This window comes from Exiguobacterium sp. UBA6282 (genome assembly GCF_002440475.1).
Classification (GTDB): domain Bacteria; phylum Bacillota; class Bacilli; order Exiguobacteriales; family Exiguobacteriaceae; genus Exiguobacterium_A.
Map to the genome: position 1 here is coordinate 82,631 of NZ_DJUM01000005.1, position 18,157 is coordinate 100,787.

The following is an 18,157-nucleotide window of genomic DNA, read 5'->3' on the forward strand; positions in this document are numbered from 1 at the left end:
AGCAAGAGCAACAAAAGAAACAAGATGAAAAGAAAAAAGATGCTGCTTCTGAAAACTAACAAAAAGGATGAATCACCTGTTTCGGTGATTCATCCTTTTTTCATGTTCAATCCTCCATCGTCGATAAATCGCCCGTTTCCAAGTTCAACTCCCATGCTTTCAGGACACGGCGCATGATTTTACCACTTCGTGTCTTCGGCAACTTATCTCGGAAATCAATTTCTCTTGGGGCCGCGTGAGCAGCTAGACCTTCCTTGACGAATGCTTGGATTTCTTGTTTTAATTCATCCGTTGGCTCATAACCATCACGTAAGGCAATGAATGCCTTAATGATTTCGCCTCGCACCGGGTCTGGTTTCCCGATGACTCCGGCTTCCGCGACTGCTGGGTGCTCAACGAGACGGCTTTCAACTTCAAACGGACCGACCCGTTCTCCAGCCGTCATGATGACGTCATCAACACGCCCCTGGAACCAGAAATAGCCTTCATCGTCCATATAGGCAGAATCGCCTGACACATACCATCCTTTAAAGAAATAGGATTCATATTTTTGTGGATTGTTCCAAATTTGACGCATCATCGATGGCCACGGTGTTTTCAAGGCAAGGTTACCCATCCGGAACGGTGGTAACTCGTTTCCTTGATCATCAATGATCGCAGCTTGGGTTCCTGGAATTGGTTTCCCCATCGATCCCGGTTTAATGTCCATCGACTTGTAGTTACAAATCATCATCGCGCCCGTTTCTGTCATCCACCATGTATCATGAATGCGTTGGTCAAATGCTTCTTTTCCCCAACGAATAACTTCTGGATTCAATGGTTCTCCGACAGACAACACATGACGAAGACTTGAAAGATCATGGTGATTCGCGACGTCCGCCCCCGCTCCCATTAACATCCGGAAAGCAGTTGGCGCGCTATACCAGACCGTTACGTTATACTTCTCGATAACACTATACCAGAAATCTGGATTGAAACGTCCACCGACAACGACGTTCGTTGCCCCATTTAAGAACGGTGCGAAGATACCGTAACTTGTTCCTGTGACCCACCCTGGATCAGCCGTGCACCAGTAGACATCGTCTTCTTGTAGATCGAGTACCCAACGTCCTGTCATTAAATGCTGAATCATCGCATTTTGAACATGGAGGACACCTTTTGGCTTCCCTGTCGATCCTGAAGTATAGTGCAAGATCAATCCGTCTTCACGATCCAACCAGACCGGTTCGAATACATCGGATGCTTGCTTGAACGCTTTTCGGAAATCAAGTAATGTTTCTGATTCTTCAACGCCTTCATCAACGAGTACTACTTTTTCAAGTGATTCCAGTTCCCCAACTGGAACACGCGGGAGCAACGCTTTCGTTGTCACGAGTAGTTTCGCTTCAGAATCAACTAAACGATCACGAACAGCTTGTTCCATGAATGCTTCAAACAACGGACCGACGATCGCCCCTACTTTCAGTGCACCAAGTAGGGCAAAGTACAGTTCTGGTGAGCGTGGCATGAAGATGAAAATCCGGTCACCCGTTTTGACTCCTGCATCGACTAATACGTTTGCCGCTTTATTCGTCAATCGTTTCATGTCTGCATAGGTGAATCGTTGTTCCGTCATTCCATCGAAATAGATCAGCGCATCCTTGTTCGCCCGCTCGCCTTCTGCGTGGCGGTCGATTGCTTCATAGGCCATGTTGACTTTCCCCGTTGTCGCCCATGAAAAGTACTGCTCAGCATCTTTCCAGTCGTACGTGTTCGTTTCATCATACTCTGCTAACCAATGCTTCCCCGGAAGCGCTTTCAAAACTTTCATGTCTCGTTCCTCCCCTTCTATGTTTTCCTCTTTATTATAAGCTAGTTATCCGTCAGTTCAATCCATTTGCCGTCAATTTGTTAAAAAATCCCTCTCTTTACTCAAGCGCTTTCGTCTATAATGAATAGGAAGGTGGTGACGCTTACATGTTTGAAAAACAATTCAATCATCGGACGCATGAAACATCACTCGGTCCTGTTGACATCGAAGGTCCCGTACCGAGTCAAACACTAGCAACGTATACACTCGATTCAGGGTTAACGGCTTTTCGTCCACCCGCTGAACAACATCAAGCGCTCGTTGAGATCGCAGACCTTGAAGAAGGACGGATCATCGTTGCTCGTCAAGGAACGGAAATCATCGGTTATGTGACTTACTTATATCCTGATCCCTATGAAACATGGAGTGAGGGAAACAATCCGTACATCTTGGAACTCGGGGCGATTGAAGTCTCCTCTCGGTTCCGCGGACAACGGATTGGTAAAAAATTGCTTGAAATCTCCATGCTAGATCCTGCCATGGAACATTATTTAATTCTAACGACTGAATATTATTGGCATTGGGACTTAAAAGGGAGTGGACTATCAGTGTGGGATTACCGGAAGATCATGGAGAAGATGATGAACCATGGTGGTCTTGTCTTTTTCCCGACCGATGATCCGGAAATCGCCTCCCACCCTGCTAACTGCCTGATGGCACGTATCGGAAAACACGTCTCACCTGAAGTCGTCGCTCATTTTGATGCGCTACGCTTGAGAAGACGCTTCATGTATGACTGAGCTCGAGGAGGAATCGTCATGTTAATCGAACAAATCATGAATACGACGTGCATCACGATGCAACCGACGAATTCCATCGCGCATGCGGTTGAACTCATGCAACGTCATCAGATTCGTCATATTCTCGTCGTTAATGCCCGTCATGAACTCGTCGGTCTTGTCGGACTAAAGGAAATTCAAAGCGCGAGTAGCATCTTTCATCCGGACACAGCAAAACAAGACCTACAGTATCCCGTTTCAAGCATTATGATTGAAAGCCCTATCACGGCCCATCCGCTTGATTTTCTAGAAGATGCGGCTGTGCTGTTTTATGAATATCGCTTATCCTGCTTGCCAATCGTCCGCGGTCGACGTCTTGTCGGTATCGTCACGGAAACGGATCTGTTACGGACATTCGTTCAGTTGACGGGTGCACTCGAACCATGTTCCCAAATCGAGATCCGTGTCGAGAATACAGCAGGTACATTAGCGAAGATTTCCGCACTGCTTGCTAAAACGAATATTAATATTTTAAATGTACTCGTGTATCCAACAGACGATCCGTATGTCCGGATTGTTGCGTTTCGTGTTCAGACGATGAATCCAATTCGGATCATCGAGAAGTTACGCAAAGAAGGATTCGATGTACTTGGACCGGATGTGAGCAGATGAAGGATTTTGCTTATCTGTATAGTCCTGAAGAAGCAACCTATCGATTTTCCGAGACCCACCCATTTAACCCAATCCGTCTCGAATTAACCGTTTCCTTGCTTGAATCGATGCATCAATTAGATGACATCCCTTGTATCGCCCCACGTCATGCGACCGATGAAGAATTGGCACTCGTTCATGATCAGGATTATATTGCTGCTGTCAAAGCAGCCGGAACCGGAGTATTATCACCACTCAAGGCACAGATGTACGGTCTTGGTACGGAAGATACTCCCTTGTTTCAAGACATGCATTCGGGTGCTTCCCTCCTTGTCGGCGGAACGATTGAAGCATGTGACCTCGTCTTATCTGGTCAGTATAAACGCACCTTTCATATCGGCGGTGGATTACATCACGGGTTCCGCGGACGTGCTTCAGGGTTTTGTGTCTATAACGATACGGCTGTCGCCATGGCGGCGATGATTGAAAAATATCACTGTAAAATCCTTTATGTCGATACGGATGCTCACCACGGGGATGGTGTGCAATGGGCCTTTTATAATCGAAATGATGTCATGACACTATCTCTCCATGAAACGGGGCGCTACTTATTTCCAGGAACGGGGATGGTAACGGAGAGAGGATCTGAAGAAGGATACGGTTTTAGCTGGAATGTACCACTGGATGCTTTTACGGAAGACGATTCGTTTTTACTTGCTTATGAGACGGCACTCTTTGAAGCATGCGAGTTGTTTCAACCGGATCTCATCATCACACAAAATGGCGCTGATGCGCACGTGCTTGACCCATTGACGCATCTATCCTTAACGATGAAAAGTTATGAAAAGATTCCTCAAATCGCTGTGGCTGCGGCAGAAAAGTATACAGATGGAAAAATCGTTGCTTTAGGCGGCGGTGGTTATGATTGGTATCGTGTCGTTCCTCGCGCGTGGAGTCAGGTTTTTGCTGCCATGACAGGACAAGATCCTTTTCACGGGGAAATTCCAATTGCATGGCAAGAACGATGGGGCGGACAGGAAATAGCGCCACCCACGCACTGGCATGATCCGTCACCACTTTATCCCGCAATTCCAAGACGTCCTGAAATTGAAGAAAAAAATTGGGAGACCGTCAAACGATTGATTTGGCCATTCGTAAACGATGAACGTAAAAAACAACTGATAGCGATTTCCCCCTATTCCGCTGATTAATTGACTTTTTATCTTCACATTTATTTCGTTCGGAGTTCACATCTTGTTGCTATACTAAATATGGAATTTTTACTTAGTAAACGAATAGTTGGGGGAATCATCATGAAAAAGGCATGGCTTTACTCCGGTCTCATTCTGTCGACAGGGATCGTACTTGCAGGATGTGGGAATGAAAAGCAGGCAATGGATCACGATAACATGCAAGGGGCCGGAAAACCGACCGTCGACGTCACTGTCGATATCCCAGCAAAGACAATGAATGAAGATGCCGTCGTCTTTAAAGCATCCGCGGTCGAAAAGAAAAAGCCCGTCAACCTTGAGGACGTGACGTTTGAAGTTTGGAAAGCTGGAAAACAAGATGGGGCACATCAAAAATTCAAAGCAACCTTGAAAAAGACAGGTTTCTATCAAGCAGAAGCCAAACTTGCTGAAGGTGAATACGAAGGTCTCTATCATATTAATGATAAAAAAGGACTCCATCACATGGATAAGATCTCTTTTGTCGTCATGGATCATTCACATGAAAAAGAGGAAGCATCGCATGAACACGAAGCCGTCGATGGTCTGTCTGTCCATTATATGGGTGCGACGAAAGTAAAGGCTGGTGCTGACCTCCCTGTCTCCTTTCACGTTTTTCTCGATGGAAAACCATTAAAGGCGAACGTTCAAGTCGAAGTCATTGAAACCGGTATTGAAAAACATAATTATGTTCCATTAACTAAAAAAGGTGATGCATACAGCGGAAAAGTCACATTGAACGCCCCCGGTCAGACGACGGTGCGTCTGCACGTCGAAAATGATCAACTCCACCATCACCAAGATGAACTCATCACCGTCACAAAATGAAAAAGCGTCTCTTTTTTCAAGCAGCTTGCTTGAGAGAAGAGACGCTTTTTCGATTAAGGGCGTGTCGAATCCCGTTGTTCGATTCGGTGTGGTAACGTGACATCGTTCGTTTCGATTTCTTCTTTGTTCAAAATCTTCGTCAAAAGACGCATCGAGACTGCTCCAATATCATACATCGGCTGAACGACAGTCGTCAGTTTCGGACGAATCATCGTCGCAAGACGTGTATTATCGTGTCCGATGACTTCAAAGTCTTCTGGAACACGGTGTCCGGCATCTTGTAAGGCATGGATGACACCAAGAGCCATCTCATCTGTTCCAGCAAAAATCGCGCGTGGGCAATCTTCTCCAAGTTCAAGCAATTGATTCATCGCCTTCATTCCTGAATCATACGTATAGTTTCCAAGGACGACATTTTGCTCGTTAAACGGAAGATTTGCTTCTTCGAGTGCTCGGCGATAACCCGCAAATTTCTTTTCACCATTGATTTGCTGTTCGAGTGGTCCAGTGATGAATCCAATCCGTTCATGTCCACGGTCGATCAAAGACTTAACAGCATCGTGCGCAGCACTCTCATAATCGATGTTGACGGCAGGAAGATCATAATCTTGATTCAACGTCGCAGCAAGAACGATCGGAACCGGTGATGTTTTGAACTCACGAACGAGATCCTCGTGCAGACGTCCACCCATGAAGATGATTCCATCCACCTGTTTTCCTAGTAATGTATTGAGCAAATGAATCTCTTTTTCCCGGTTTTGGTCGGAGTTACATAAAATGATGTTATATTTATACATTGTCGCGACATCCTCAATCCCGCGTGCTAAATCCGCAAAGAAGATGTTCGAGATATCGGGCACGATGACACCGACCGTCGTTGTTTTTTTACTTGCAAGTCCACGAGCAACAGCGTTTGGGCGGTAACCCAGTTGTTCGATTGCATCTTGGACCTTCTTTCGTGTGGATGGTTTAACGTTCGGATTCCCGTTGACGACACGCGATACGGTCGCCATCGAGACAGCCGCCTCTCGTGCGACGTCATAAATCGTAATATTACTATTCAAAACAAATTCCTCCTTTAGTATGATCCATCTCAAGTGTTTTCATTTCGTTTTCATTTTTAGGCAACACGAAAGGAAGACAGGAAAAGATAGTTTTCTTTTCCCATTCTTCCTTCATTGTAAAACGTTTTCATTCGCTTTAGGTCACCCTTTTTCGAAAATCATTGAACGTTTAGTGCCGGAAAGGTAGTCCTCAAGTTTTCGACGAACGTATCGAATTCTTGGAAATCAAGTTGTTGGTTCGCATCAGATAGTGCGAGTGCCGGAAACGGATGGACTTCAACCATGACAGCATCAGCACCGATCGCGTAAGCCGCTTTCGCTGTTGGCAACAGAAGATCCTTCCGTCCTGTCGAATGCGTCACATCGACCATGACAGGAAGATGTGTCTCTTGCTTCAGAATTGGAACTGCTGAGATATCAAGCGTGTTCCGTGTTGCACGTTCATATGTCCGAATGCCGCGCTCACACAAAATGACTTGATCGTTACCACTTGCCATGATGTACTCAGCCGCGTACATGAACTCCTCGAGTGTTGCAGCAAGTCCTCGTTTTAAAAGAACCGGCTTATTTGTACGACCGACTTCTTTTAGTAAATCGAAGTTTTGCATGTTGCGTGCGCCAACCTGGATAATGTCGACATATGGTAAAGCAGATTCAACCGCACTCGGCGTCATGATTTCAGTGATGACATGCAAACCGTGCGCGTCCGCTGCTTTTTTCAACATTTTTAGACCCTCGAGTCCAAGACCTTGGAAGTCGTAAGGTGATGTGCGTGGTTTGTACGCCCCACCTCGCATGAACTTCACGCCGTGTTTCGCGAGTTGTTCCGCGACTTCGAATACTTGTTCCTCGCTCTCGACCGCACATGGTCCAGCAATCAATTGTTGAGAACCATCTCCGATGACAGCATCTCCGATTCGGATGATCGTGTTCGTCGGTTTTTGTTTCCGTGATACGAGTAATTTCCGAGTCCGATCTTCTCCTTGTAATTCAAGAGAAGCTTTGAAAATTTCTTTAAATACATGCTGAAGGCGTCCTGTTTCAAAAGGTCCATGGTTATTAGCAGCAATTGATTCGAGCATTTGACGTTCCCGAACAGGGTCGTAACGGTCAAGTCCTTGTGCTCGTTTGACTTTTCCGATTTCGACAGCAATTTGACCACGTCGGTTCATCAATTCCAATAATTCTGCATTCACTAAATCGAGTTCATCCCGTAATCTTTTTAATTCTGCGTGTTGATCCATGTCCTACCACTCCCTAATCAGCATATAGCTCGTAATAGCAACTAATTATAACGAACTCTTTCCATGTTGTACATAAAGAAGCTGCATGATTTCTTAAAATATGAAAATAAATTACGTTTTTTCATATAATTTTTTCTACGTTTTCTTTATAAAGAAACATAGAAAAAGAGCCCTCATGATGAGAGCTCCGTATTCACTTCTTATTTCTTATGATTCACATCAGATTGTGGGTCATTGTCTTCCTCTTGCTCTTCCGCTAACTGTTCCCGTAGCTCTGAAAGATCAACGACCGTTTCCGTATCGATTTCTTCTGCCACGGATGCGCCATCGACTTCGTCCCCAATTTCACGCTCGATGTCACGTACAAGCTGTTCTGCTTCTGCGAGAGCTGCATCGATACTTGCCTGATCCTTCTCAAAACCAGCGTATTGTGCCGCTTCTTGAACTGTCGAATTATTCTTTGCTTTTTCAATGACAGGTGCTGCTTTGTCTTTTGCCAGTTGAATCCATTCTCCCACGAGTGGTTCTGCTTTTTCGCGAACAACTTGCGTCTGTTCTGTCAAACGTTGACGTGCAGGAGCCGTACGCTCGTCGATTAAGTCGCGCATCTCACGACCTGATTTCGGACTAGAAAGGAGAGCTGCCGCGGCACCAATCAATCCACCAACGATGATTCCCGCAAGGAAACCTCCTCCTTTAGAAGAATCTTGTGCTTGATATGGATGTTGTTTCGTCATGATTTACGATCTCCTTTCAACTCATCTGGAATGCTTTCGACGTCCGGGACGGATACGACTTCCGGTGTAACCGGTGTCTCTGCTTTTTTCCGGAATCGACGACGTGGTTTTTTCTCAACTGTCGTCGTTGCTGTCGTATGATTTGAAACTGTTGTTTCTGCCGGTTTATTTTTTTTGAATAATTCTACAGCGACTGAGCCCCAACGGACTGCTTGTGCAATCTGGTCTTTATTCGTATCTGCCGCACCAGCGACCGTATCGGATACCGTCCGGACAGAATCTGTTACTTTATTCAAGGACGTACCAAGCTCTTCGATCGAGTTTGCAACAGGTGCAAGCAACTCGGTTTTTTCTTCAATCGTATCGACAAGACGATTCGTCTTATGTAACAACGCTGTCGTCTCCATCATGATACCGTCCAATTGACGTTCAAGTCCTGCTGTCGTGTTGGCTACATTGTTCAGCGTCTTACTTGCAGCACTTAGTACACGGGCAAGGAAAATGACGAGTACTACGAATGCGATCGCAGCGACTAATCCGGCGATTCCGCCTAATGTGATTTCCATGGTTCTTGCCTCCAATTTTTTGCGTAGTCTTTTGTTGTTAGTTCGACATGTAGCAAGTCGTTCCTGCTACTCCAAATGGTTTATTTCCGTTACAATGATAATTGAAACCTACATCATCCATTTCGAGGGGGAAATTTCATGCGTGACCCACGTCTTACTCAACTGGCAACGAATCTGATCAACTATTCGGTTGCCCTTGAACCTGGTGAAAAAGTATTGATTGAAAATTTCGGTATCGAACGTGAACTAGTCGAAGCACTCGTAGAAGCTGCCTACGCGGCTGGCGGTCATCCGTTCGTCTTACTTAAGGATAATCGTATCCTACGAAAATTATACCGAAATGCTTCAGAAGAGCAACTCCAATTGATGGCAGACATCGAACGTAAGCAGATGCAGGCGATGGATGCATACATCGGATTACGAGCTGGTGATAATATCAATGAACTATCGGATGTACCAGCTGAACAAATGAAACTGTACGGTCAAACGATTGGTAAGATGCATACACAGGATCGCGTCAAAGGAACGAAATGGGTCGTCCTTCGCTTCCCGACAGCATCGATGGCTCAACTTGCCAATCAATCGACAGAAGCATTCGAAGACTTTTACTTCGATGTCTGTACGCTTGATTACGAAAAAATGGGACAAGCGATGGAACCGCTCGTCGATTTGATGAACCGGACGGATCGTGTTCGTCTCGTCGGACCAGGAACGGACCTTTCATTCTCGATCAAAGACATCCCAGCAATCAAATGTGCCGGAAATGCCAATATTCCGGACGGTGAAGTCTTTACGGCACCCGTTAAAGATTCCGTCAACGGTGTCATCTCATATAACACACCATCTCCGTATCAAGGATTCACGTTTGAAAACGTCAAACTGACGTTCAAAGACGGTAAAATTGTCGAAGCGACGGCGAACGATACGGATCGTATAAACCAAGTCTTCGATACAGATGCGGGTTCTCGTTTCGTCGGTGAATTTGCGATTGGCGTCAATCCCTTTATCCAGCATCCAATGAAGGATATTCTGTTCGATGAGAAAATCGATGGCAGCTTCCACTTCACACCGGGTCAAGCTTACGAAGAAGCCTACAACGGTAATGATTCATCCGTTCACTGGGATCTCGTCAATATCCAACGCCCTGATTACGGTGGTGGGGAGATCTGGTTTGACGACGTATTGATCCGTAAAGACGGTCGTTTCGTCCTTCCTGAACTCGAAGTCCTTAATCCTGAAAACCTGAAATAAGAAAAAGCGGATGGCTCGTCCTTCATAGGACAGGGGCATCCGTTTTCTATATCTTATTTTTTCAATGTCGCACGAAGCATCCAAATTTGTTTTTCGATTTCCTTCGCTTGACCAAGCAGATCATCTTCCACTGTTACGTCTTGTGCCTCAAGATGTTCAATCGCATCAAGCATCTCTTTTCGGACTTGTTGGAAGTCTTTAATGACCGAATCGATCATCTCATCTGCTGACAAACCTGATTTTGCTTCTTCGAGTGTCGTTTGTTCTAAATATTCTTTTAGCGTCGCTGAAGGTGTCCCGTTATTCATCAAGAGACGTTCCGCAACGACATCATACTGCTCAGACACCCATGTATAGAGTTCTTCAAGCTTCTCGTGAAGCGTCAAGAAGTCTGGACCTTTAATATACCAATGGTAGTTATGGAGCTTAACGAATAGGACCCCATAGTTTGCGACCTGTTGATTCAAAGCTGATTTTGCATGATTACTGATCATCTGATATTCCCCTTTCCTGATTTCAAATGACGTTCTAATTCATCTTTATCCTTAAATAACAAAGGATAAACATCATTTTCAGGAAGATTGGATTATCGCGGACGTTTTAATCCCTTTAGCATATATCCGCCTTTGAAGTCGACGGAATCGAAGGCAACGAGAAATGCTTTCGGTTCATACTCCTCGACGAGGTTACGGAGCACTTTCATACGTGTTCGTGCCGCAAGGACATCTAATCGGTAACGAACACCGTCTCGACCTTGTCCTTGATAATGCGTCACACCGAAACCATTATCACGGATGACTTGAATGAGTTCTGCCGGAAATTCTTGTGTGTGTACTTGGATCATATTGTAACCGATGGCTAGTTTTCGTTCGACATATCCACCAATGAGTATACCAAGTCCGAATCCGAGTGCATAAACGACCATACCAAGTGTCGTTAAGTCTTGGAACACGATTCCTAATGCAAAAATGTAAATCAATGTTTCGACCGTCCCAAAGAGTCCGGCAATGACGGTCCGCCCTTTGACAAGCATGATCGTCCGTAATGTCAAAACAGGAACGTAAATCAACTGGAGCAATAAGATGAGTAAAATCTGTCCCATGGTGTCTTTCCTCTCTATAATAACTTCAACACATACACACTATTTCAAACTTTATTTCAAGATGCAATCCTATTTTAGATTTTCCCTATCAGTTTTTTGATTTTACTATCACAATTCAAATTTACGACAAAAAAATGCCACTCTAATCGAGTGACACTTTTGGTTCTCACTTATTTTACACTTTGATATTGATGCTGATACGTTTGAATGTCGCCCGCTCCCATGAATAGAAGCACAGCATTTTCATGCTGACGTAGAACAGAAACGTTGTCGCGCGTCAGAATAGAAGCTTGCGGAATTTTCTCCTGCAAATCTTCGACTCGAACTTGCCCTTCCTGCTCACGTGCTGAACCAAAGATTTCACATAGATATGTCGCATCTGCTTCACGTAAAGATGTCGCAAAATCATCCATGAATGATTTCAAGCGTGTGTACGTATGCGGTTGGAAAATCGCGATGACTTCACGATCCGGATATTTCTTCCGTGCCGACTCGATCGTTGCGCTGATCTCTTTTGGATGGTGTGCGTAGTCGTCTACTAAGATTTGTGTGCCAAATTCTGACTCACTGAAGCGGCGTTTCACTCCACCGAATGTTGCTAAACGTTCAGCAACGTCTTCTTTACTCAATCCTTCGTACTGACAGATCGCAATGACAGATAATGCATTCAAGACATGATGCCGACCGAATCCTGGAATCAGGAACGTGCCATAGAAATCATCACGTAAATAGACATCAAACGATGTGCCGTCTGGCGTTGATGTCGCATTTTCAGCTCGGAAATCATTGTTTTCTCCGAATCCATAATAAAGAACAGGTACATTCGCTTGAATGTTTTGAAGATGTTCGTCATCTCCACAAGCAACGATTGCTTGCTTGACCTGCATCGCCATCTCTTGAAAAGCCGAAACGACATCATCGATTCCCGTGAAATAATCCGAATGATCGAAGTCGATGTTCGTCATGATAGCGTAATCCGGCTTGTAATATAAGAAGTGACGTTTGTATTCACATGCCTCGAAGACGAATGCCTTCGCATCTTCTACTCCTGCCCCTGTTCCGTCTCCGATCAAGAAGGCCGTCGGTGTAATACCGCTCAAGACGTGTGAAAGCAAACCTGTCGTCGACGTTTTTCCGTGTGAGCCTGTAATGGCGACCGAACGATATTCATTTGCTAAGTGTCCTAAGAAATCGTAATAATGATGGATCGTTAAACCAAGTTCATTTGCCCGTGCGATTTCTGGATGATCATCTCCAAAGGCATTCCCCTGGATGATGACATAATCTTCTTTGATGTTATCCGCATTGAACGGGAAAAATGGAATTCCCTTAGCCCGTAACGCGTCTTCAGTAAAAATGTGCTTTTCGATGTCTGAACCTTGTACCTCATGATTCATTTCATGTAGTACTTGGGCGAGCGCACTCATCCCTGTTCCTTTGATTCCAACAAAATGATACTTTGTCATATAAAAGCCCTCCAATTCACGTTCCGGTCCGTACCATCGGGCTCGGGTACAAAACCTGTACCATTATAGCAAACCGATTTATTTTTTACCATGTAAATTATTTTGCTCTCGACGCGCACGATACATCGCCATCAAGTCTTTTGTCGTCATAACGACATTGACAGGCGGTCCAACCGGCTTTTTCACTTCCGACTGAACGGGTGCTACTGCTTCCGCTTCAGCAACAGATGGATCCAAAATCGAAGTGACTTCTTCCGATTGTTGCTTCTCTGCTTCTTGATCATCAAGAAGTGCCTCGCTCGATGTATCCATCGGAACAGTTTGCTCTTCTACGGTTTCACGTGTAGAAGGCGCTTCACTTACCCGCTCTTTTACAACCGTTTCTTCTGTTTCAGGTACGGTCGGCAATTCGACTTCGCTTACGTGATCTTGATTGGCTTCAGGTTCCGGTACAAGTAATTCAACGTCCGTCACCGGTACAAAGCCAGCATCTGCTTCTGCATTGTCTAAGACAACTTCTTCCGGCGCAACAGCCTCCTGCTCCGTCAAAGTAACCTCATCAGTAATTCCCTGTTCATCTGCATCTGAAACCTGTTCAACGGTTTTTGTTTCTTCCGCAGCTTCTACCGTTTCAGATACAGATTGTTTCGGACGTTGGAATCCATAAATCGGTGAAGGAACATCTGTTAAAACGAAGCGGTCTTCGCGCTCCTCTTTTTTCGGACGCTCTACCGGCTTTGTCTCACGTTCCCCCGCAAGCTCTCGACGAATTCGGGCAGCCTGCTCCTTTAGTGACTGTTCATAACGATTACTCATACGTTCACCCCTCCATCTTGTTAAAAAATCGGTCGAATCATCGACCGATTGAGAATGCTTCCCCTACTGCTGATGTATCATCAAGTACAAGAATCCCTTTTTCTTGTGGCGCATTGGCAAGTCCGAGCTCACGCGCTGAACAGAGCATACCACTTGACGGTACGCCACGTAATGCTGAAGGACGAATGATTAACCCAGACGGCATGACCGCACCTGGTTTAGCGACGACGACCTTTTGACCCGCTGCTACATTCGGCGCTCCACAAACGATTTGTAAAGTTCCGTTATCCACCTCTACCTGACAGACCGATAATTTGTCAGCATCCGGATGCTTCTCACAAGAAGCAACAAACCCGACAACGAATTTCGGAGAATAGTCAACTTGTTCGAGTGACAATTCGATATCTCGGTTTGCAAGTTCCTTTTGGATGCGTGCTGCCAATTCTTCCGTCAATTCAACCGGTCCTTGTGACTCGATCGTAAATGTATTCGACGCCTCAAACAAGTTGTAACCAACAATACGATCACCATGCTTGATTGTTGCTACGTCTCCTTCACGAGTCGCCGTCACTTCCGCACGTGGTGCGTCTTCTAAAATGATCATTAAGACGTCACCGACGCCCTCTTTATTATAAAACACATTCATTCAATCCATGACTCCCTTCCGTCTTTCTCACAATGCCTATTGTATCAGATTCTTTACTCTTTCGGCTGCTTGTTTTTCGCAAGGACGAAGACCGGCTCAAGATTGCCATCTTCATATAAGAATGGCAATGCCGTAACAGGTACACGACCGTTCGAAAAGAAATCAAACATGAGTTGTTGTAAGACATCATATCCAGCGTCATTGCGGATATCGGCAAAAATCAAGACATCCTGGTGTGGAATACCAACAGCGAATTCCCCTTCGATTCGCGCCGCGTAATCAGCTAACAATGTCTTGTTCAAGACACGACTCGCCTCATATCCGTCTCCAAGACTCAAGAAATAAAAGATGTTCCCCGCTACTTCATCTTGTTTAAATGGCGCATCGAGCGATTTCAGGTTAAAACGTGCAGCTTCCGACAGCTGTTCAGCCGTCCATTCTGCAGATGCCAATAACTCCTCGTCAATCAAACGATATGTCGCCCCTAAATCAAGTGCGTACATGATTTTCGTCTCACCAGTATGTGGTGTGCTAACAAGCGTTTTTCCTTCTTTTGTCGTATCAGCAAACGATTTAGCCCGAATGACAGGGAATATTTTCTGTTCTTGTCCAACGAGTGAAATTTGATCCGTTTGTCCGAGCACAGCACGGATGTATTCGATCGTCTCTTCGACTGCGATGACACCTCTTCGTTTTGCTTTTGCGACGAGCGGGTTCAATCCGACATCAACGCCTGATTTATCATGCTTCCGCTCAATTCGTAACACGGACTTTTCACGATCGAAATACGTTGTATAACCTTCTTCTTCGAATGTTTGTGTCATCATTCTTCGGATTTGTTGTAGTTCCACTTGATTTCATCCTTTCTATCATGAAAAAAAGCGAGTCAGCGCTCGCTTTTTTCTTAAACCGTTTCTAAAAATGCTGTCACTTGTTCTGGTGTCTTCCGCTCTTTGCCGACATAACGCCCTGTTTCTTCACCATCTCGGAACGCGACAAAGCTTGGAATTCCGAAGATGTCCATTTCCTGGGCAATTTCAATGTGATCGTCGCGATCGACATAGTAAAATTCGAACGCGTCAAACGTCTGCTCGATTTCCGGCATGAACGGATCTAAAAAGCGACAATCCGGGCACCAGTTTGCTGAGAATAAAAAGACGGCCTTGCCTTGTTTTGCTGTATCGAATTCTTGTTTGGATTGTAATGTTTTCATGATGGTTTCCTCCTTTAATTTCCCTAGAAGTCATTGCCCTCATCATAGCATATTCAAATGTGACTGTGCGTTTTTGTGCTCGGTTTGCTATACTGCAACTAGAAAACACCTTGAAAGGACTTCACTATGGCAGATCAACCAATCAAACATCCGTTCGAACGCTTCGTCGGCTTCATCGGCATGACGAGTTGTTTACGTTACGGCTATTCCTTCATTGATTCCGAACGGAGCTTACCCGAAATCTTTTTATATTTAGTTGTCGGTTTCGCGGTCATCATTCTACTCGAAGCACTCGGAAAACGACTTGCTCGGAAATTACCTGTCGTGCGCATGCGTTACTTGATACCCCTCTATCTCGTTTATCTTTACATCTTCTTCACGAGTTTTTATTCGAGTTCATTCGGATTCTCTTTATGAAATGAAAAAAAGCTGATTCAAAAGGCATGTCCTTGTTTATCCACCATTCGGTCAAACAGACACATTCTTTAGAATCAGCTTTTTGTACTTAATATTCGATTTTCAAGTCACCATCTTGAATCCGACCGAGTCGAAGTAATAACCGATAGATGAGATAACTGATGATGCCAGGCGCAATAAAACATAATACGATGACGGCTACATAGTATTCCATTTCAAACCCCATCGTCTTCAACAACATCAATGGACCAACAAAACCACTCGTCCCCATGCCTGAGCCTTCTGGGTTGCTCTCAAGCATCAACAGAACAGTCGCGAATGGCGCTAGGATAGCACCTGCGATCGTAGGCGGAATGAGAATCCAAGGATTGCGGATGATGTTTCCGACTTGGAGCATCGATGTGCCGATACTTTGTGCGATGACGCCCCCGATTCCGTTATCACGATAACTGATGACACCAAAACCAATCATTTGAGCGGCACAGCCTATCGTCGCAGCACCCGCAGCAAGTCCATCCAATCCAAGCATGATTCCAAGTGCGGCACTTGATATCGGTGCCGTCAAGGCAAGACCCATGACGGTAGCAATGAAGATTCCCATGAACAACGGTTCGCGTTCCGTCCCCCAGCGAATTATTTCACCCAGATCGGTCATGCCTTTTCCAATCCATTTCCCGGCATAACGTCCAGCAACGAATCCAACTAGCAACGTGACGAACGGAGTCAACAGAATATCGAGTCGCGTCATCTTTGACACGAGTTTTCCGATTTCTGTTGCAAGTAGCGTCGCAATGTAACTACCTGCCGGTCCGCCAGCTTCATATCCAAATGCTCCAACCGCAACTGCTGCAAATAAGATGAGTGGCGGTGCTTCAAGCGCAAACGCTACGGCGACACCGATCGCTGGTCCCGTCAGAGCAATCGCCTGCTCGCCTAATTGAATAAGAAACCTTGCTTCGATACCACGATCTACCAACCCTTCTCCGATTGTTTGAACAATCAAGCCCATGATCAGCGAACTGAATAAACCAAGCGCCATATAACTTAATACAGTGATGAAATATACTTTAGGGCTAAGTGAAATTCCCTTTTGCTTGAACATCTTGTCACGTCCTTTACTCAACATCGCGTATCATTATACCAAATCCACTTTCGATTCGACTAGGCTGTTTTTCCAGCTGACAAGACAATCAACATCATTATGTTCTCACTACAATAAAATAGACGACGGATTATAAGTCCGCCGTCTATTTCATGAGGATGGTCCTCCCCGTTCGTTATTTACTTGACTTGCAATGTTGCAAGCGTCGTCGTATCAAGATTCGTGACGAGTTTTCGTAGCAATTCCTTCGCCGCATCATAATCATCTGTATGCATGATCGATGCGTGCGTATGGATATAACGTGCCGGTAAACCAACGACTGTTGTTGGAATACCAGTGTTCGAGCGATGGATGACACCGCCGTCCGTTCCACCTGCACCGACGTAGTATTGATACGGAATCTTGTTCGATTCTGCCGTATCAAGGACATAATCCGTCATCTCTTTCGAAAGAATCATGACGCTGTCTTTAATACGGAGTAATGGTCCTTGTCCGAGTTGACCAAATTCCGTTTTGTCTCCTGACGCATCATTGGCAGGAGACGCATCGACGACGAACGCCACATCAGGATCGATAAGCGTCGTCGCTGTTTGGGCACCGCGCAATCCGACTTCTTCTTGAACCGTTGCACCAGAGAACAAAATGTTCGGATGATCCGCTGCTGTCGTCTCCTCCAACAATTCGATTGCCATTCCGACACCATAGCGGTTATCCCATGCTTTCGCCATGATTTTCTTCGGATTCGCCATCGGTGTGAACGGGAAAAATGGTACTGCCGGAATACCCGGACGTACACCAAACGATTCTGCTTCTTCTTTTGAATCCGCACCGATATCGATGAACATGTCTTTGATTGCCATTGGCTTATTGCGTACTTCTTCTGTTAATAAGTGTGGTGGAATCGACGCGATGACACCAGGGATGATACCGTTTTCTGTACAGATCGAGAAGCGTTGGGCAAGCAATACTTGACTCCACCAACCACCGAGCGGTTGGATCCGTAACATCCCATTCTTCGTGATTTGTGTCACCATGAATGCCACTTCGTCCATGTGTCCGGCAACCATGACTTTCGGTCCTGTCGCATCCCCTGTTCGCTTCCCGAAAATCGAACCCAGTCCATCTGTAACGATCTCATCCGTGACAGGTGTAATGCGTTCGCGAACGAACTGACGCACCTCGTGTTCAAACCCTGGTGCCCCATTTAATTCCGTCAGTGTTCGAAATAACTCTCTCGTTTTTTCATTCATATGTATC

General features: G+C 45.4%; 20 protein-coding genes. 6 read left to right on the plus strand and 14 right to left on the minus strand.

Annotated elements, in window-relative coordinates; genetic code table 11:
* Positions 1-106: 106 nt before the first annotated feature.
* Entirely contained in the window at positions 107-1,810 is a 1,704-nt protein-coding gene (acsA, locus tag B2751_RS01065; protein ID WP_056062704.1) for an acetate--CoA ligase, read from the minus strand.
* A gap of 146 nt (positions 1,811-1,956) precedes the next feature.
* Here acsA and B2751_RS01070 point away from each other — a divergent pair, with 146 nt between their 5' ends.
* The 4 genes from B2751_RS01070 to B2751_RS01085 all read left to right on the plus strand — a co-directional run bounded on the left by B2751_RS01070 (position 1,957) and on the right by B2751_RS01085 (position 5,276).
* Positions 1,957-2,589, plus strand: a complete 633-nt coding sequence (locus B2751_RS01070; RefSeq protein ID WP_290772146.1) for a GNAT family N-acetyltransferase — start codon at positions 1,957-1,959, stop codon at positions 2,587-2,589.
* 18 nt (positions 2,590-2,607) lie between these two features.
* Positions 2,608-3,240 (plus strand): acetoin utilization AcuB family protein, encoded by a 633-nt coding sequence (locus tag B2751_RS01075; protein ID WP_290772149.1) that lies wholly within the window; start codon positions 2,608-2,610, stop codon positions 3,238-3,240.
* Positions 3,237-4,430, plus strand: coding sequence for an acetoin utilization protein AcuC (locus tag B2751_RS01080; protein WP_290772152.1), 1,194 nt, complete (start codon positions 3,237-3,239; stop codon positions 4,428-4,430). Before B2751_RS01075 ends, B2751_RS01080 begins: the two co-directional genes overlap by 4 nt.
* Positions 4,431-4,532: 102 nt before the next feature.
* Positions 4,533-5,276, plus strand: a complete 744-nt coding sequence (locus B2751_RS01085) for a FixH family protein (RefSeq protein ID WP_290772155.1) — start codon at positions 4,533-4,535, stop codon at positions 5,274-5,276.
* 53 nt (positions 5,277-5,329) lie between these two features.
* On the opposite strand, the gene ccpA is transcribed toward B2751_RS01085, so the two are convergent.
* The 4 genes from ccpA to B2751_RS01105 form a co-directional block, all read right to left on the minus strand.
* Complete coding sequence (gene ccpA, locus B2751_RS01090) at positions 5,330-6,340, minus strand: catabolite control protein A (protein WP_023469068.1); 1,011 nt, start codon at positions 6,338-6,340, stop codon at positions 5,330-5,332.
* A 158-nt stretch (positions 6,341-6,498) separates the two neighbouring features.
* On the minus strand, positions 6,499-7,584 hold the full coding sequence (locus tag B2751_RS01095) for a bifunctional 3-deoxy-7-phosphoheptulonate synthase/chorismate mutase (protein ID WP_290772157.1): 1,086 nt from the start codon (positions 7,582-7,584) through the stop codon (positions 6,499-6,501).
* A gap of 200 nt (positions 7,585-7,784) precedes the next feature.
* A complete protein-coding gene (locus tag B2751_RS01100; RefSeq protein WP_035406201.1) occupies positions 7,785-8,321 on the minus strand; it encodes a YtxH domain-containing protein in 537 nt (178 codons plus the stop codon).
* Positions 8,318-8,887 carry a DUF948 domain-containing protein gene (locus tag B2751_RS01105; RefSeq protein WP_035406198.1) on the minus strand — a complete coding sequence of 190 codons (570 nt, stop codon included), beginning with the start codon at positions 8,885-8,887 and terminating at the stop codon, positions 8,318-8,320. Before B2751_RS01105 ends, B2751_RS01100 begins: the two co-directional genes overlap by 4 nt.
* 138 nt (positions 8,888-9,025) lie before the next feature.
* On the opposite strand from B2751_RS01105, the gene B2751_RS01110 reads away from it, so the two are divergent.
* A complete protein-coding gene (locus B2751_RS01110) occupies positions 9,026-10,138 on the plus strand; it encodes an aminopeptidase (RefSeq protein ID WP_035406195.1) in 1,113 nt (370 codons plus the stop codon).
* A gap of 53 nt (positions 10,139-10,191) precedes the next feature.
* Here B2751_RS01110 and B2751_RS01115 read toward each other — a convergent pair whose 3' ends face one another.
* The 7 genes from B2751_RS01115 to B2751_RS01145 form a co-directional block, all read right to left on the minus strand.
* On the minus strand, positions 10,192-10,632 hold the full coding sequence (locus tag B2751_RS01115) for a Dps family protein (protein ID WP_023469073.1): 441 nt from the start codon (positions 10,630-10,632) through the stop codon (positions 10,192-10,194).
* 92 nt (positions 10,633-10,724) lie between these two features.
* Complete coding sequence (locus B2751_RS01120; protein ID WP_035406192.1) at positions 10,725-11,240, minus strand: DUF2179 domain-containing protein; 516 nt, start codon at positions 11,238-11,240, stop codon at positions 10,725-10,727.
* Positions 11,241-11,410: 170 nt separating this feature from the next.
* A complete protein-coding gene (gene murC / locus B2751_RS01125; protein ID WP_035406189.1) occupies positions 11,411-12,706 on the minus strand; it encodes a UDP-N-acetylmuramate--L-alanine ligase in 1,296 nt (431 codons plus the stop codon).
* 78 nt (positions 12,707-12,784) lie between these two features.
* Positions 12,785-13,522 (minus strand): hypothetical protein, encoded by a 738-nt coding sequence (locus B2751_RS01130; RefSeq protein WP_056062712.1) that lies wholly within the window; start codon positions 13,520-13,522, stop codon positions 12,785-12,787.
* Between the two features lie 37 nt (positions 13,523-13,559).
* The gene (gene ytpR, locus B2751_RS01135; RefSeq protein ID WP_035406183.1) at positions 13,560-14,168 is read right to left on the minus strand and encodes a YtpR family tRNA-binding protein; all 609 of its coding nucleotides are present in this window, start codon (positions 14,166-14,168) and stop codon (positions 13,560-13,562) included.
* A gap of 53 nt (positions 14,169-14,221) precedes the next feature.
* Positions 14,222-15,019: a DUF1444 domain-containing protein gene (locus B2751_RS01140; RefSeq protein WP_056062718.1), complete on the minus strand. Its 798-nt coding sequence runs from the start codon at positions 15,017-15,019 to the stop codon at positions 14,222-14,224.
* 53 nt (positions 15,020-15,072) lie between these two features.
* Entirely contained in the window at positions 15,073-15,381 is a 309-nt protein-coding gene (locus tag B2751_RS01145; RefSeq protein ID WP_035406177.1) for a thioredoxin family protein, read from the minus strand.
* Positions 15,382-15,507: 126 nt separating this feature from the next.
* On the opposite strand from B2751_RS01145, the gene B2751_RS01150 reads away from it, so the two are divergent.
* The gene (locus tag B2751_RS01150) at positions 15,508-15,798 is read left to right on the plus strand and encodes a hypothetical protein (RefSeq protein WP_056062721.1); all 291 of its coding nucleotides are present in this window, start codon (positions 15,508-15,510) and stop codon (positions 15,796-15,798) included.
* An 88-nt stretch (positions 15,799-15,886) separates the two neighbouring features.
* Here the strand turns inward: B2751_RS01150 and B2751_RS01155 are convergent, their stop codons facing one another.
* Positions 15,887-16,900, minus strand: a complete 1,014-nt coding sequence (locus B2751_RS01155; RefSeq protein ID WP_290772160.1) for a PTS transporter subunit IIC — start codon at positions 16,898-16,900, stop codon at positions 15,887-15,889.
* 179 nt (positions 16,901-17,079) lie between these two features.
* Entirely contained in the window at positions 17,080-18,150 is a 1,071-nt protein-coding gene (locus B2751_RS01160; protein ID WP_290772163.1) for a M42 family metallopeptidase, read from the minus strand.
* Positions 18,151-18,157 lie beyond the last annotated feature (7 nt).

Coding starts and splice junctions, on each gene's coding strand:
- acsA (WP_056062704.1), bottom strand. CDS start 1,810: ATGAAAGTTTTGAAAGCGCTTCCGGGGAAGCATTGGTTAGCAGAGTAT.
- B2751_RS01070 (WP_290772146.1), top strand. CDS start 1,957: ATGTTTGAAAAACAATTCAATCATCGGACGCATGAAACATCACTCGGT.
- B2751_RS01075 (WP_290772149.1), top strand. CDS start 2,608: ATGTTAATCGAACAAATCATGAATACGACGTGCATCACGATGCAACCG.
- B2751_RS01080 (WP_290772152.1), top strand. CDS start 3,237: ATGAAGGATTTTGCTTATCTGTATAGTCCTGAAGAAGCAACCTATCGA.
- B2751_RS01085 (WP_290772155.1), top strand. CDS start 4,533: ATGAAAAAGGCATGGCTTTACTCCGGTCTCATTCTGTCGACAGGGATC.
- B2751_RS01095 (WP_290772157.1), bottom strand. CDS start 7,584: ATGGATCAACACGCAGAATTAAAAAGATTACGGGATGAACTCGATTTA.
- B2751_RS01100 (WP_035406201.1), bottom strand. CDS start 8,321: ATGACGAAACAACATCCATATCAAGCACAAGATTCTTCTAAAGGAGGA.
- B2751_RS01105 (WP_035406198.1), bottom strand. CDS start 8,887: ATGGAAATCACATTAGGCGGAATCGCCGGATTAGTCGCTGCGATCGCA.
- B2751_RS01110 (WP_035406195.1), top strand. CDS start 9,026: ATGCGTGACCCACGTCTTACTCAACTGGCAACGAATCTGATCAACTAT.
- B2751_RS01115 (WP_023469073.1), bottom strand. CDS start 10,632: ATGATCAGTAATCATGCAAAATCAGCTTTGAATCAACAGGTCGCAAAC.
- B2751_RS01120 (WP_035406192.1), bottom strand. CDS start 11,240: ATGGGACAGATTTTACTCATCTTATTGCTCCAGTTGATTTACGTTCCT.
- murC (WP_035406189.1), bottom strand. CDS start 12,706: ATGACAAAGTATCATTTTGTTGGAATCAAAGGAACAGGGATGAGTGCG.
- B2751_RS01130 (WP_056062712.1), bottom strand. CDS start 13,522: ATGAGTAATCGTTATGAACAGTCACTAAAGGAGCAGGCTGCCCGAATT.
- ytpR (WP_035406183.1), bottom strand. CDS start 14,168: ATGAATGTGTTTTATAATAAAGAGGGCGTCGGTGACGTCTTAATGATC.
- B2751_RS01145 (WP_035406177.1), bottom strand. CDS start 15,381: ATGAAAACATTACAATCCAAACAAGAATTCGATACAGCAAAACAAGGC.
- B2751_RS01150 (WP_056062721.1), top strand. CDS start 15,508: ATGGCAGATCAACCAATCAAACATCCGTTCGAACGCTTCGTCGGCTTC.
- B2751_RS01155 (WP_290772160.1), bottom strand. CDS start 16,900: ATGTTCAAGCAAAAGGGAATTTCACTTAGCCCTAAAGTATATTTCATC.
- B2751_RS01160 (WP_290772163.1), bottom strand. CDS start 18,150: ATGAATGAAAAAACGAGAGAGTTATTTCGAACACTGACGGAATTAAAT.